Origin of the sequence: Streptomyces griseus subsp. griseus (assembly GCF_003610995.1) — a bacterium.
Classification (GTDB): domain Bacteria; phylum Actinomycetota; class Actinomycetes; order Streptomycetales; family Streptomycetaceae; genus Streptomyces.
This window is the reverse complement of record NZ_CP032543.1, coordinates 4,747,561-4,761,617: the sequence shown is the minus strand read 5'-3', so window position 1 is coordinate 4,761,617 and position 14,057 is coordinate 4,747,561. Positions and strand designations below refer to the sequence as shown.

At 71.4% G+C, this 14,057-nt stretch carries 11 protein-coding genes; 1 reads left to right on the top strand and 10 read right to left on the bottom strand.

Annotated elements, in window-relative coordinates; all coding sequences use genetic code 11:
- Nucleotides 1–23: 23 nt before the first annotated feature.
- The 6 genes from D6270_RS21590 to D6270_RS21565 form a co-directional block, all read right to left on the bottom strand.
- Nucleotides 24–443 (bottom strand): cytidine deaminase, encoded by a 420-nt coding sequence (locus D6270_RS21590; RefSeq protein WP_109163972.1) that lies wholly within the window; start codon nucleotides 441–443, stop codon nucleotides 24–26.
- Complete coding sequence (locus tag D6270_RS21585) at nucleotides 440–1,702, bottom strand: ABC transporter permease (RefSeq protein WP_109163973.1); 1,263 nt, start codon at nucleotides 1,700–1,702, stop codon at nucleotides 440–442. Before D6270_RS21585 ends, D6270_RS21590 begins: the two co-directional genes overlap by 4 nt.
- Nucleotides 1,699–2,814 carry an ABC transporter permease gene (locus D6270_RS21580; RefSeq protein ID WP_109163974.1) on the bottom strand — a complete coding sequence of 372 codons (1,116 nt, stop codon included), beginning with the start codon at nucleotides 2,812–2,814 and terminating at the stop codon, nucleotides 1,699–1,701. The genes D6270_RS21585 and D6270_RS21580 overlap by 4 nt, the downstream gene beginning before the upstream one ends.
- Nucleotides 2,811–4,394: an ABC transporter ATP-binding protein gene (locus D6270_RS21575; RefSeq protein WP_109167322.1), complete on the bottom strand. Its 1,584-nt coding sequence runs from the start codon at nucleotides 4,392–4,394 to the stop codon at nucleotides 2,811–2,813. Before D6270_RS21575 ends, D6270_RS21580 begins: the two co-directional genes overlap by 4 nt.
- A gap of 344 nt (nucleotides 4,395–4,738) precedes the next feature.
- Nucleotides 4,739–5,785: a BMP family lipoprotein gene (locus D6270_RS21570; protein WP_109163975.1), complete on the bottom strand. Its 1,047-nt coding sequence runs from the start codon at nucleotides 5,783–5,785 to the stop codon at nucleotides 4,739–4,741.
- Between the two features lie 174 nt (nucleotides 5,786–5,959).
- Entirely contained in the window at nucleotides 5,960–7,195 is a 1,236-nt protein-coding gene (locus D6270_RS21565; RefSeq protein WP_109163976.1) for an amidohydrolase, read from the bottom strand.
- 257 nt (nucleotides 7,196–7,452) lie between these two features.
- On the opposite strand from D6270_RS21565, the gene D6270_RS21560 reads away from it, so the two are divergent.
- Complete coding sequence (locus D6270_RS21560) at nucleotides 7,453–9,114, top strand: FG-GAP repeat domain-containing protein (protein WP_151414711.1); 1,662 nt, start codon at nucleotides 7,453–7,455, stop codon at nucleotides 9,112–9,114.
- 108 nt (nucleotides 9,115–9,222) lie between these two features.
- Here the strand turns inward: D6270_RS21560 and D6270_RS21555 are convergent, their stop codons facing one another.
- The 4 genes from D6270_RS21555 to D6270_RS21540 all read right to left on the bottom strand — a co-directional run bounded on the left by D6270_RS21555 (nucleotide 9,223) and on the right by D6270_RS21540 (nucleotide 13,908).
- Nucleotides 9,223–10,257 carry a hypothetical protein gene (locus tag D6270_RS21555; protein ID WP_109163978.1) on the bottom strand — a complete coding sequence of 345 codons (1,035 nt, stop codon included), beginning with the start codon at nucleotides 10,255–10,257 and terminating at the stop codon, nucleotides 9,223–9,225.
- 10 nt (nucleotides 10,258–10,267) lie between these two features.
- Nucleotides 10,268–11,200, bottom strand: a complete 933-nt coding sequence (locus D6270_RS21550; RefSeq protein ID WP_109163979.1) for an N-acetylneuraminate synthase family protein — start codon at nucleotides 11,198–11,200, stop codon at nucleotides 10,268–10,270.
- Nucleotides 11,201–11,212: 12 nt separating this feature from the next.
- A complete protein-coding gene (locus D6270_RS21545) occupies nucleotides 11,213–12,451 on the bottom strand; it encodes an acylneuraminate cytidylyltransferase (RefSeq protein WP_109163980.1) in 1,239 nt (412 codons plus the stop codon).
- Nucleotides 12,452–12,519: 68 nt separating this feature from the next.
- Nucleotides 12,520–13,908 (bottom strand): DUF6716 putative glycosyltransferase, encoded by a 1,389-nt coding sequence (locus D6270_RS21540; RefSeq protein ID WP_109163981.1) that lies wholly within the window; start codon nucleotides 13,906–13,908, stop codon nucleotides 12,520–12,522.
- Nucleotides 13,909–14,057 lie beyond the last annotated feature (149 nt).

The following is a 14,057-nucleotide window of genomic DNA, read 5'->3' as shown; positions in this document are numbered from 1 at the left end:
GAAGGGCCACCAGGTTTACAGATTCAGCCGAGGTGCTGCGGGCCGAACGACTGCGGCAGCATCTCGTCCAGCGTGCGGCGCCCGTCGGGCGTCTCCAGGAGGAGTCCGGGGCCGCCGAACTCGTACAGGAGCTGGCGGCACCTGCCGCACGGCACCAGGACCGCCCCGGTGCCGTCCACACAGGTGAAGTGGGTCAGCCGGCCGCCGCCGGTCGCCTGGAGGGTGGAGACCAGGCCGCACTCGGCGCAGAGCGAGAGGCCGTAGGAGGCGTTCTCGACGTTGCAGCCGGTGATCGTGCGGCCGTCGTCCACCCGTGCGGCGACCCCGACCGGGAAGCCCGAGTAGGGTGCGTACGCCCGGGACATCGCGTCCCGGGCCGCGACCCGCAGGGCCTCCCAGTCGGACTCGCCGAACACCGGCCTCCCGGAGGCGGGCGAGGTCACTTGCCCTCGCCCTTCCGGTAGGGCACGCCGTTCGCCTTCGGCATCCGCAGCCGTTGCGCGGAGAGCGAGAGGACCAGCAGCGTGGTGACGTACGGAGCGGCGTCGACGAACTGGCTCGGCACCTGGTCGGTGAGCAGGTACCAGGTGAAGAGCAGCGCCGAGACGGCCGCCGAGATCACCGCGGCGACGTACTTCTTCTTGTAGAGCTGCCAGAACACCGCGATGACCAGCAGGATCGCCAGCAGGAGCAGCATCGCGTGGACGTTCTCGGCGCCACCGCGCAGCTTGAGGCTGTCGGTGAAGCCGAAGAGGCCGGCGCCCAGCGCCATACCGCCCGGCATCCAGTTGCCGAAGATCATGGCGGCGAGGCCGATGTAGCCGCGGCCGCCGGTCTGGCCCTCCTGGTAGATGCCGGTGGCGACGATCGCGAGGAACGCGCCGCCGAGGCCGGCGAGACCGCCCGAGATGGTGACGGCGATGTACTTGTACTTGTACACGTTGACGCCGAGCGTCTCGGCGGCCACCGGGGACTCACCGCAGGAGCGCAGCCGCAGCCCGAACGAGGTGCGCCACAGGACCCACCAGGTCGCCGGGATCAGCAGCAGCGCGAGCAGGGTCAGCAGCGAGAGGCCGGTGACCAGGCCGCCGAGGATGCCCGCGATGTCGGAGACCAGGAACCAGTGGTGTTGCTGGATGTCCCGCAGCCAGTCGGAGAGCCCCGGAATGGTGATCTTGTCGATCGGGTCGATGCGCGGGGACTGCTTCGAGGAGCCGCCCTTGACGCCGTCGAAGGCGAAGTTGGAGAGGTAGCGGGTGACGCCGACGGCGAGGATGTTGATGGCCACACCGGAGACGATGTGGTTCACGCCGAAGGTGACGGTGATGACCGCGTGGAGCAGGCCGCCGAGGCAGCCGCCGAGGATGCCGAAGAGGACACCCATCCACGGGCCCCACTGGAATCCGGCCCAGGCACCGAACCAGGTACCGAGGATCATCATGCCTTCGAGACCGATGTTGACGACGCCCGCGCGCTCGGCCCACAGGCCGCCGAGTCCGGCGAGGCCGATCGGGACGGCGAGCTCCAGCGCGCCGGCGACCTGGCCGACCGAGGTGATGTCGTCGGCGCCGCTGATCAGGCGGACGATCGAGACGAGGGCGAGGCCGCCCGCGATGATGAGCAGGACGACGGGCAGGGTGAGCTTGCGACGGCCGCCCTTCTTGGGGGCGGGGCGTGCGGCGGTGACTTTGCTGGTGCTCACAGGGCCGCCTCCTTCTCGGTCTTGATGGCGTGGCCGGCGGCGAGCTCCTCGCCCACCTTCTGCTGCTGGCGGCGCACGCCGTAGCGGCGTACGAGCTCGTAGGAGACGACGACCGAGATCACGATCAGACCCTGCATGATCGTGGCGATCTCCTTCTCGTACCCGTACTGGTCGAGAGAGGCCGACGACTTGTCGAGGAAGGCGATCAGCAGGGCGCTGAAGGCGATGCCGAGCGGGTTGTTGCGGCCCAGCAGCGCGATGGTGATACCGGTGAAGCCGATCCCGGTGGGGAAGTCGAGGCTGTATGTGTGGGTGTCGCCGAGCAGCGTCGGCATGCCGGCGAGGCCCGCCACCGCGCCGGAGATCAGCATCGAGGTGAGAATCATCTTCTTGGCGTCCACCCCGGAGGCCTGGGCGGCGCTCTCGCTGGCGCCCGTGGCGCGCAGGTCGAAGCCGAACCGGGTGCGGTTGAGGACGAACCAGTAGAGCAGGCCGCAGCCGGCCGCGACGAAGGTGAAGCCGTAGATCTCGCCGCCGTCGCCCATCGGCAGGCCCGGGAACCAGCCGGACTCCGCGATGTCACCGGTGGTGAGGTTGTTGGAGCCGGCGGGCTGCTCGCCGAAGTTCTTCGGCAGGATCAGCCAGGCGATCAGAGCGGTGGCGATCGAGTTGAGCATGATCGTGGAGACGACCTCGCTCACCCCGCGGGTCGTCTTGAGGAAGCCCGCGATACCGGCCCAGAAAGCGCCCACCAGCATCGCGACGACCACGATCAGCGCGATGTGCAGCGGGCCCGGCAGGCTGACGCTGGCGCCGACCAGTGCGGCCATCATGGCGGCGAGGCGGTACTGCCCGTCGACGCCGATGTTGAAGAGGTTCATCCGGAAGCCGACGGCCACGGCGAGGGCGGCGAGGTAGTACGTACCGGCCTGGTTGACGATCAGGACCTGTACGTCGACGTAGCTCGCCGACTCGAACATGATCCGGTACGGCTCGAAGGGGTTGCGGCCGGAGGCCAGCAGCACCACGGTCGTCAGCGCGAGGGCCACGACCAGGGCGAGCACCGGGCCGGCGAGGCCCAGGATCAGCCGGTCCTTGTCGAATTTCTTCATCGGGCCTCGTCCTCCGAGCCTTCGAGGTGACCGGTGGCGGCGCCGGTCATGGCCGAGCCCAGTTCCTCCGGGGTGATGGTGGCGGGGTCGGCGTCGGCGACCAGCCGGCCGCGGTACATGACGCGCAGGGTGTCGGAGAGCCCGATCAGCTCGTCCAGGTCCGCCGAGATCAGCAGGACGGCGAGCCCTTCGCGGCGGGCCTCGCGGATCTGGTCCCAGATCTGCGCCTGCGCGCCGACGTCCACGCCACGGGTGGGGTGGGCGGCGATCAGGAGCTTGGGCGTGTGGCTCATCTCGCGGCCGACGATCAGCTTCTGCTGGTTGCCGCCGGAGAGGGAGGCCGCGGTGACCTCGATACCGGGGGTGCGGACGTCGTACTCGCGCACGATCCGCTCGGTGTCGGTGCGGGCCGCCTTGTTGTCCAGCAGCCAGCCGCTGCTGTTGGGCTTCTCGGTGACGTGGCCGAGGATGCGGTTCTCCCAGAGCGGGGCGTCCAGCAGCACGCCGTGGCGGTGCCGGTCCTCGGGGATGTAGCCGATGCCGGACTCACGGCGCCTGCGGGTGGGTGCGTGCGAGATGTCGTCGGTGTCGAGGGTGATCACCCCGCCGTCCGGGTCCCGCATCCCCATCAGGGCCTCGATCAGCTCGGTCTGCCCGTTGCCCTCGACGCCGGCGATCCCGAGGACCTCACCCTTGTGGATGGTGAAGCCGACGTCCGCGAGGACGTCGCGGACGGTGCCGTCGGGGTCGGTGACGGTGAGCGCCAGGTCCCGTACGCGCAGCATGGGCACGTCGGTGACGGTGGACTCGCGGGTCTCCGGCGAGGGCAGCTCGCTGCCGACCATCAGTTCGGCGAGCTGCTTGGTCGTGGTGGTGGCCGGGTCGGCGGTGCCCACCGTCGTACCGCGGCGGATGACCGTGATGTCGTCGGCGACCGAGAGCACTTCGCCCAGCTTGTGCGAGATGAAGATGACGGTCAGGCCCTCGGCCTTGAGCTCGCGCAGGTTGGCGAAGAGGGCGTCGACCTCCTGCGGCACGAGGACCGCGGTCGGCTCGTCCAGGATGAGGATGCGGGCGCCCCGGTAGAGGACCTTGAGGATCTCCACCCGCTGCCGGTCGGCGACCCCGAGGTCCTCGACGAGCGCGTCGGGGCGGATGCCGAGACCGTACGCGTCGGAGATCTCCTTGATCTTCCTGCGGGCACCGGCGCCGATGCCGTACAGCTTCTCGCCGCCGAGGACCACGTTCTCCAGGACGGTGAAGTTGTCGGCGAGCATGAAGTGCTGGTGCACCATGCCGATGCCGCGCTCGATGGCGTCGCCGGGGTTGGAGAAGGAGACCTGCTCACCGTTGATGGCGATGGTGCCCTCGTCCGGCTTCTGCATGCCGTAGAGGATCTTCATCAGGGTGGACTTGCCGGCACCGTTCTCACCGACGAGGGCGTGAACCGTGCCCTTGCCGATCGTGATGTCGATGTCGTGGTTGGCGACGACGCCGGGGAAGCGCTTGGTGATGCCGTGCAGTTCCACGGCGGGGGGGCTGCTGGACGCGTTGATGACGCACTCTCCTTGGCCGGACAGGAGCGGGGGCGGAGGGGCTGGAGGGGGTGAAGTTATCGCGCCGGAGGGCCGTCTACACGCGTAGAGCTGCCGAATCGTAAGACACAGACGCACGTCACAGTCCGGACGCGGGGTCCGGAACCGGTGGGAGAGCACTGCGAGAGGCGGATCTTCTTCGGTTCTGCTGTTCTGGCTGCTGTTCTTGCCGCTGTTCTGCGGGTGCTGCGGGCGCCGCCCCCTGTTCACGGGTGAGGGCCCGGCGGGCCCTGTCCGCCCGCCACGCCTGGGTGCGGCGGACGTGCGGACAGGGCCTGGGAAACCGGCCGGGGTATCTGGCGGACCAGGACCGGCCTGGACCGGCCTGGTTACGGGGCGGTCTTGACGGTGATCTTGCCGTCGATGATGTCCTGCTTGGCCTTGTCGACCGCGGCGATGACGTCCTTCATCTCGGTGAAGGCCGGGTTGGACATCGACAGGCCGACGCCGTCCTTGTCCAGGCCGTAGCGGATCTCACCGGACTGCGGCTTGCCGTCCTGGACCGACTTGATCAGGTTGAAGACCGAGTCCTCGACGTCCTTCATGACCGAGGTCAGGATGGAATCCTTGTAGTTGGCGAGGCCCGCCTGGTTGTACTGGTCGGAGTCGACGCCGATGTTCCACTTGCCCGCCTTGGAGGCGGCCTCGATGGCACCGGAGCCGGCCAGGCCGGCGGCCGAGTAGATGACGTCGGCCTTCTTGTCGAGCTGGCCCTGGGCGGCGGCCTTGCCGAGGTCGGGCTTGGAGAAGCCGTCGAAGTTCGGCGGCTGGGTCAGGTACTGCGGGAGCACGTTCACCGACGGGTCGGTGTCCTTGACGCCCTGGACGTAACCGGCCTCGAACTTCTTGATCAGCGGGGTCTCGACGCCGCCGATGAAGCCGACCACCTTCGTCTTCGTGACCTTGGCGGCGGCGACGCCGGCGAGGTAGGAGCCCTGCTCCTCGTTGAAGACGATGTTGGCGATGTTCTTGCCCGTCACCGAGGCGTCGTCGATGATCCCGAAGGTGGTCTTCGGGAACTTCGGCGCGACCTTCTTGATGGCGGGGGCGTAGGCGAAGCCGACACCGATCACCGGGTTGTTGCCGGCGCGGGCCAGCTCGGTGAGGCGCTGGACCTTGTCGGCGTCGCTCTCGCCGTCCGAGGGCTCGGCCTCGTTGCCGCTGATGTCGAGGTCCTTCTCGGCCTTGGCGAGACCGGCGTAGGCGGCGTCGTTGAACGACTGGTCGCCGCGGCCACCGATGTCGTACGCGATGGCGGCCTTGTCCGAACCGTCGGAACCGGAGTCCGACGACGTTTTTCCGCCACACGCGGTGGCGGAGAGCGCGAGGGCCGCTGACGCGACGCCCACGGTGGCAATCCTGGTGATCCGGCGCAAGGGGAGGCTCCTTCAAACCTGACCGAAGCGCCTCTTCCGGCGCTGGTTTCGCGGCGATCGTAACGCGCGTAGATGTCAGATAAGAGCACGTACGGAAGCCGTTACCGGATCGTCGCGAACAGAAGGTGTCGCGGCCGTCCATGGATGGCCCGCGAACAGTTCGTTACGGCAGCCCTAAGAGCGTCCGGCCAGCAGGGCCGCGGCCGTGAACAGCTCAACCCCCACGGTGATGGCTTCCTCGTCCACATCGAAGTTGCCGCGGTGCAGGTCCAGACCGCGCGTGTCGCCGGGCGGCCGGACCCCCAGACGGGCCATCGCCCCGGGGACGCGCTCCAGGTACCAGGAGAAGTCCTCGCCGCCGAGGCTCTGCTCGGTGTCCTCGATCGCGTACGAACCGCGGCGCTCGGTCATCGCCGCGTCCAGCAGGCCGACGCTCTCGGCGTCGTTCACCACGGGCGGCACCCCCCGTACGTAATCGATCACGGTCTTCGCCCGGTGCATTCCGGCCACCTCGTCGACGGCGGCGTGCACCAGGTCGGCCGCGTCCCGCCAGGCGTTCAGATCCAGGCAGCGGACCGTGCCGGAGAGCTCGGCGTGCTGCGGGACGACGTTGGGGGCGTGGCCGGTGTGGAGGCGGCCCCAGGTGAGGACGAGGCCCGAGCGGGCGTCGACGCGACGGGAGAGCAGCGCGGGGACGTCCACGGCGACCCGGGCGGCGGCGGTGACCAGGTCGGTGGTGAGGTGCGGGCGGGCGGTGTGGCCGCCGGGGCCGTCGAGGGAGATCTCCAGGCGGTCGCAGGCGGAGGTGATGGGGCCGATGCGCAGCCCGATCGTCCCGACGTCCACCTTCGGGTCGCAGTGGACCGCGATGATCCGCCCGACGCCCTCCAGCACCCCGGACTCGATCGCGCTGAGCGCGCCGCCCGGCATGACCTCCTCGGCCGGCTGGAAGACCAGACGCACCGCGTTCGGCAGGAGCCCCTCGCGGTCCAGCTCCGCGAGCACCAGGCCGGCGCCGAGGACGGTGGTGGTGTGGACGTCGTGCCCGCAGGCGTGGGCGCGGTCGGGGACGGTGGACCGGTAGGGGACGTCCACCTTGGTGTCGGGGATCGGCAGCGCGTCGATGTCGGCCCGCAACGCCAGCATGGGCGTCACACCGTCCCACTCCCCCACATCGCAGACGAGCCCGGTCCCCACATCGAGGACCCGCGGCTTCAGCCCCGCCTTCTCCAGCCGGTCCTTGATGGCGGCGGTGGTGCGGAACTCCTGGTTGCCCAGCTCGGGGTGCATGTGCAGATCCCGGCGGAAGGCGATCAGCTCGGCCCGCAGCTCGTCACCGAGCCTGCCGGGCAGCCCACCTCCCCCCGGCTGGTCGACCAGGTCTTCGGGGCGGGAGGCGCGGGACTTCAACTGGTTCACCTTGTGAAGGGTAGGCCCCTTCGTCCCTCAACCGGCCACAGATCAAGAAATCTTCAACCGCACAGGGGAACGAAAGGCGGGGTGAGGGTGTGTGACGGGGGTTCCGGATGGGTACACTCCACCGCCTTTCGGCGGGCCGGGCACCGGCGGCAGGCCGCCCACCTGGAGCCGGGCCGAGAATCCGTTCCGGCCCGTCGGCGGCCTCCATAGGATCACGAAGGAATCATGAATTTCCTGTGAGGAGTCCTATGAACAGCACGTCCAGCACCGCCCCGAGGAGAAAGAGACTCCGCCGCGGCCCGGTCCTGGTGGCCGTCGTCGCCTCCCTCGGCACCGTCGCCGCCCTGGCCCCGCCCGCCACCGCCTCGGCGGACAGCGCCCGCTCCACCGCCTCCGCCGTGCGCGCGTCCGCCGCGAACAAGCCGCCGCGGATACCCGACCGCCTGGCCACGAGCCCGGCCACCGAGTGCGCCGGCGGGTTCGTCGGCAATACGCAGCTGACGCTGATGGCCCGGGTCAGGGACGCCGACTCCTTCTCCCTCACCGCGCGGTTCCAGATCTTCGCCACCGGCGGGACGGAACCGGTCGCCGACGCCTCGGTCGGTGCCATGCCGGGCTCCACCGCCTCCTACCGGGCCGATCTGCCCTCGGGCGACTACCGCTGGCGGGTCCGGGCCGAGGACGCGGAGGGGGCCACCTCCGCCTGGACCGGCTTCTGCACGTTCTCGGTGGACCGCGTCCGGCCCGACAAGCCGCCGACGGTCTCCTCGGAGCAGTTCCCCGACGGGTCCGGCGGCTGGCCGGCCGAGACCGGCAAGGCCCGTACGCCCGGCACCTTCACCCTGGGCGCGGCCGGTGTGGACGACGTCGTCGGGTACGTCTGGTACACCTCCTTCGACCCGAAGCAGCGCGAGGTCTCCGTATCCCCCGGCGGGACGGCGGACGTGACGGCCACTCCGCTGACCGGCGGACCGCACATGCTGTACGCCTACAGCCTCGACCGGTCCGGCAACCGCTCGGACACGACCACTTACCACTTCTACGCCCAAAGCACCGGTCTCGACGCCCCCGGCGACCTCAACGGGGACGGCGCCAAGGACATCTGGAGCCTGGACGCGCAGGGGAAGCTGCACACCTACGCGGGACGTGGCGACGGCACCTTCGCCCCGGCGGCCGACGGCAACCTGAGCGTGCCCGACGCCCGGGACGCCTCCTACCGCACCGACTGGGACGGCGACGGATACGTCGACCTGGTGACGCTGGAATACGACGCGGACGAGCAGCGGCAGAAGCTCTGGGTCCACTCCAACAACGGCCTGGGCACGGTCGACCCGGCCGCCGGCCGGCAGGAGCTCACGGTCTTCTGCCCGGTGCCGGACGAGAGCTACGGCTGCGTGGGCGAGCCCGGCTGGACCGGCGACGACCACTGGGGCGACGCGGAACAGGTCATCGCCCCCGGCGACCTGAACGGCGACGGCCAGGGCGACCTCCTGGTGCAGGAGGGCGGCAACCTGTGGGTCTACCACGGCCTGTGGGGGCAGATGCTGGACGCCCCGGTGCGGGTCGGCGGTACGGACTGGGACGACTACACCGTCCTCGCCCCCGGCGACCTCGACGGTGACGGCCTGGCGGACCTGTGGCTCCGCGAGAAGGCCACGGGCGACCTTTACAGCGTGCCCGGCACCGACGGCCCCGACGGCACCACGTGGGACGCCCCGGCGGACCGCGTGAAGATCGGCACGGGCTTCACCCCGGCCACCCACCCGGTGCTGGACACGGTGGGCGACCTCGACGGCGACGGCATCGCCGACCTGCACGGACGTACGCAGGACGGCACCATGACCGTGTGGCCGGGCCGCGTGGCGGCAGGCGGCGGCTTCGGTTTCGGGGAGGGGCAGGCGATCGGCTGACGCGTCGGGGACCTGGAGGCACCTGACGCGTCGGGGCCTCCGGACGCCCGGGGCCCCGGGGCTGCGGGGGTCCGGCGCGGCGAGGGCCCTCGAGCGACCCGGGGGGCTCTACGCGTGCGCCGTCGACGTCAGCCGCTGCACCCCCCGTGCCGTCTCCGTGACCCCGCTCAGGAAGCCCTGGGCGCGGGGTGAGGCCGTGGTGCGGAGCCATTCCGGGGCGATGTCGCAGACCGCGATGTTCACGCCGGTGCCGGCCAGGGCCAGGGGGAGGGTGTGGACCACCGTCGAGGGGAAGCTCACCACCGTGTGGCCGATGGGGCCGCGGCGGGCGATGAGTTCCAGGGGGAGGTCCGGGCGGACGATCTCCAGGCCGGTGGCGGCTTCCAGGGCGTGGAGCTTGTCGGCGGACTCGCGGCGGTGGGCGAAGTAGCGGGTGGCGCCGTGGGTGCGGGCCAGGGAGGCGACCGCCTCCTGGTACGGGACGGCGTCGACCACGCCCGTCTCCACCAGGGAGGTGCCGACCAGGTCGGCGCCCTTGCCCACGCTCGGCGGGCCGAAGCGGGCGCGGGTCCAGGCGAAGGTGTTGGCGGTGACGGTGACGCCCTTCGGGGGGTCGACCGGCATCGCGGTGAAGACCTCCACCTCGTGCCGGGCCGTCGGGGTGAAGCGGCGGCGGGCGGTGGCCGTGACCGGGGCGAGGAGCAGTTCGCGCGGGCCGCCGCGGCCCTTGCGGTGCCAGCGGGTCAGCCGCTCGCCCCGGGCCAGCTGGGTGACGAACTCCATGGTGGCCGTGCCGTCGTCGACCACCGTGAGGCGTGCGGCGCGGACCAGGGTCAGCAGGAGCTGCACATAGCGGGAGAACGGGTCGCCGATCACTATGTGGTCCGCCCGCCTGACCAGACCGGTCAGGGCGCGCAGGGCCTTGAGAGGCGCGCCGGAGTCCCCGCGCGCCTCCTGCCAGCGAACGGTGATGCCCTCGTCGCGGGCCAGCTCCGCCATCCTGCGCAGCTGGCCGCGCGACATCGGGTCGACCGGGGGGAGGACGACGACCGTGGTTCCGGCCGGGTCGTCTCCCCCCATGGCGTGGGTCCACTCCAGGACGTTCAGGAGCTGGACCGGGCTCTCGACGAAGGCGAGGTTCACCGGTCGGCGCTCAGACCGCGACCGGCTCGGGGGCCGGCGCGCTCTCGGTCTCGGCGACGACGCCCGCGACGCGGCGGAGCTTCTTCATCGGGCCGAGCTCGGACTCGTACACCTTCTTGACGCCGTCACCGAGGGAGGCCTCGATGGTGCGGATGTCGCGGACCAGACGGGTCAGCCCCTGCGGCTCGACGGAGGCGGCCTGGTCGGAGCCCCACATGGCGCGGTCGAGGGTGATGTGGCGCTCCACGAAGGTGGCGCCGAGGGCGACGGCGGCCAGCGTGGTCTGCAGGCCGGTCTCGTGGCCGCTGTAGCCGATCGGGACGTTGGGGTACTCCTGCTGGAGGGTGTTGATGACCCGCAGGTTGAGCTCCTCGGCCTTCGCCGGGTACGTCGAGGTGGCGTGGCAGAGCAGGATGTTGTCCGACCCCAGGACCTCCACCGCGTGGCGGATCTGCTTCGGGGTGGACATGCCGGTCGAGAGGATCACCGTGCGGCCGGTGGCGCGCAGGGCACGGAGCAGCTCGTCGTCGGTGAGCGAGGCGGAGGCCACCTTGTGGGCCGGGACGTCGAACTTCTCCAGGAAGGCGACGGCCTCGGTGTCCCACGGGGAGGCGAACCAGTCGATGCCGCGCTCGGCGCAGTGCTCGGAGATGGCCTGGTACTCCTCCTCGCCGAACTCGACGCGGTGGCGGTAGTCGATGTACGTCATCCGGCCCCAGGGGGTGTCGCGCTCGATGTCCCACTGGTCGCGCGGGGTGCAGATCTCCGGGGTGCGCTTCTGGAACTTGACCGCGTCGCAGCCGGCTTCGGCGGCCGCGTCGATGAGGGCGAGGGCGTTGCCGAGGTCGCCGTTGTGGTTGATGCCGATCTCGCCGGTGATGTAGACGGGGTTGCCGGGTCCGGCGGTACGGGTGCCGAACGTGCGCAGGCGGGAGGTGCTCATGGTGGTGCTTCCTTACTTGGTGGGGACGGTGGGGGCAGGGGTGGTGGTCGTGGTGAGGGTGGGGCCCAGCAGCCAGGCCGCGATCTCGCGGATGGCGCCGTAGCCGCCGGGGGTGGTCGTGACGGCGCGCGCCGCGGCGCGTACCGAGTCGTGGGCGCTGCCGACCGCCACGGGCCAGCCCGCGAGCGCGAAGCAGCCCAGGTCGTTGACGTCGTTGCCGACGTAGAGCACGCGGTCCGGCGCGATGTTCTGCTCGTCGCACCACTGCTTGAGCGCCTCGTCCTTGCGGTCGATGCCGTGCAGGACGGGGACGCGCAGCTTGCGGGCGCGGGCGGCGACGACCGGGTTCTGTTCGGTGGAGAGGATCAGCAGGGGCACGCCCGCCTTGCGCAGGGCGGCGATGCCGAGCCCGTCGCCCCGGTGGACGGAGACGGTCTCGCGGCCGTCGGAGTCGACCATGACCCGGTCGTCGGTCTGGGTGCCGTCGAAGTCCAGGACGACCGCGTCCACGTCCGCGAGGGAGGGCAGCGGCGAGGGGTCCAGGAGCGGGGCGAGCGCGCGGGCGCGGGCCAGGTCGTGCGGGTCGTCGATCTCCAGCACCCGGGCCGGGTCGGTGGGCACGAGGGCGGTGTGGCCGAAGAAGCGGTGGCGGTGGGTACGGAAGCCCGCCGCGTCCATCGCGTAGGCGGCGCCGGTCTCCAGGTGGTCCTGGGGGCGGTCCTGGCGGCGGGGGCGTACGGACTTGTCGTGGTTGACGCCGTACGTGCCCTCCTCGACCGCGGCCCCGTCGCGCCAGAGGAACCCGTGGAACGGGGCGACGGTCACCGCCGTGTCGGCACCCTCGTGGACGACCGCCCGGGCCACCCCGTCGATGTCCTCGCGGGAGACGAACGGGCTGGTGCACTGGACGAGGAGGACCACGTCGACGATGCGGGCGCGCTCGGCCTCGTAGACGTCCAGGGCGTGCAGCACGGCGGCCTCGCTGGTGGCGGTGTCGCCCGCGATGGCGGCGGGGCGCTCCACGCAGTGCAGCCGGTGGGCGGCGCCGAGGTGGGCGGCGGCGGTGCGGGCGGCCTCGGCGATGGTCCCGTCGTCGGTGGTGACGACGACGTCGGTGACCTCGGGGGCGCCGAGTGCCGCACGGACCGCGCGGGCCACCAGCGGGATGCCGCCGACCTCGGCGAGGTTCTTGGCGGGGACGCCCTTGGATCCGCCGCGGGCGGGGATCACGGCGAGCACGGTCGGGGGCATGGTGGCTCCTGGTGGGGTGGTCGCGTCCGGCCCGGTGGGCGCGGTGTCTCGGGGGCTGCCGGGTGTGGTCACAGCTCTCCCATCCGGCGGATCACCGGGGCGACGCGCTGGACGCCGTGCCGGTAGGCGCCGCGCGCCGCGTTGCGTACGGTCTCCCGCACCGCGCCCCGCACCCGGCCGGTCTCCTGCGGCGCCGCGGCACCGGGCAGCGGCGTGCCGTCGGGGGCCAGGTGGTGGCGGGCGAGGATGCCGGGGAGGTAGCCGGGGGCGGTGGCCGGGGTGTAGTAGGGCGCCAGGGGCGGGAGTTGGCCCTCCGCCAGCAGGGCGGTGACCTTGGCCCGGGCGGTGTCGTAGGCGGCGGAGTACGAGCCGTCGGCGGCGACGCCCTGGCCGGCCAGCCACTCAGCGTCGGGGCGCGGGCGGAACCCGCCGTCCAGCCGGTCCCAGGAGGTGAGCAGCCCGGAGCCGACGAAGTGGTGGTTGCCGAGGGGTTCGCGTACGCCGAGGTCGGTGAGGATCGCGGTCGGGACGCGGCGGTGCAGGGACTCCAGGGCGGCGGTCGAGGAGACGGTGACCAAGAGGTCGGCGCGGTCCAGCACCTCGCCCATGTGCCCGTACACCAGGCGGAAGTTGGGCGGCAGCCCGCCGGGCACCTTCTGCGCGAGCTTCTGGTACGGGAGTTCCTCGATGTGCGTGGTGTGCTCGCCGGGCTTGGAGCGCAGCTTGAGCAGCACCTCGCGGCGCGGGTGGAGCCGGGCGTGCTCCACGAGCCGGCGGAGGAGGTACGCACGGTCGGCGCGGGAGGCCGGTACGGAGGGCTGGGCGGCGAACACGACGGTGTCGCGGCCCTCTTCGGGGGTGTACGGGGCTCCGCCGAGGAAGGGCAGCGCGGCCTCGGTGACGGCCGAGGCGTCGGCGCCCACTCCCTCGTACACCGCGCGGAACCGCTCCGCGTCATGGGCCGAGTTGGCGAGGACGACGTCGGCGCCGTGGCGCAGCAGGAGGCCGTCGGCCAGCTTCTCGTAGACGACACCGACGTATCCGGTGACGACGACGGGCCGGCGGGTGAGGTTCAGTGCGGCCAGTCCGTGCAGCATCGCCTGGACGCCGCCGCCGACGAGGGCGAGGACGACGACGTCGTACCCCTCGTCGCGCACGGTGTGCAGGAACTCGACCGCGGTGACCTCACGGACCTGGTCCGCGTCGATCCCGACCTCGCCGACCTCCGCGAGCTGGCGGGGTGTCGGGGTGGCCCGGCCGCGCAGCAGCAGCCCGCTGACCTCGACGGGGCGCGCGCCCCGTCCGCCTCCGTCGGCCTCGGCGGTCAGGCGGCGCGCGGTGAGCGCGCCCCATTTCCACCGGGTGTCGGAGTCGGCGAGGACGGCGACCCGCAGCGCCGGGCGGGGCTCGGCGGGGGTCGGGGCCGGATCGGCCGCATTGCTGGTACGTGGGGGCACGTCCTAGAAGTTAGGAAGGCATTCCGATCCGCGGCCCAACGCGACGGCAACAGATGGTTAACAGCGAGCCGACTATTGGCGATAGGGCGGCCCGGAACCGCGAAAAGGAATTCCGCCGGGGGCGGTTCACCTCTATTCCACTCACCCTT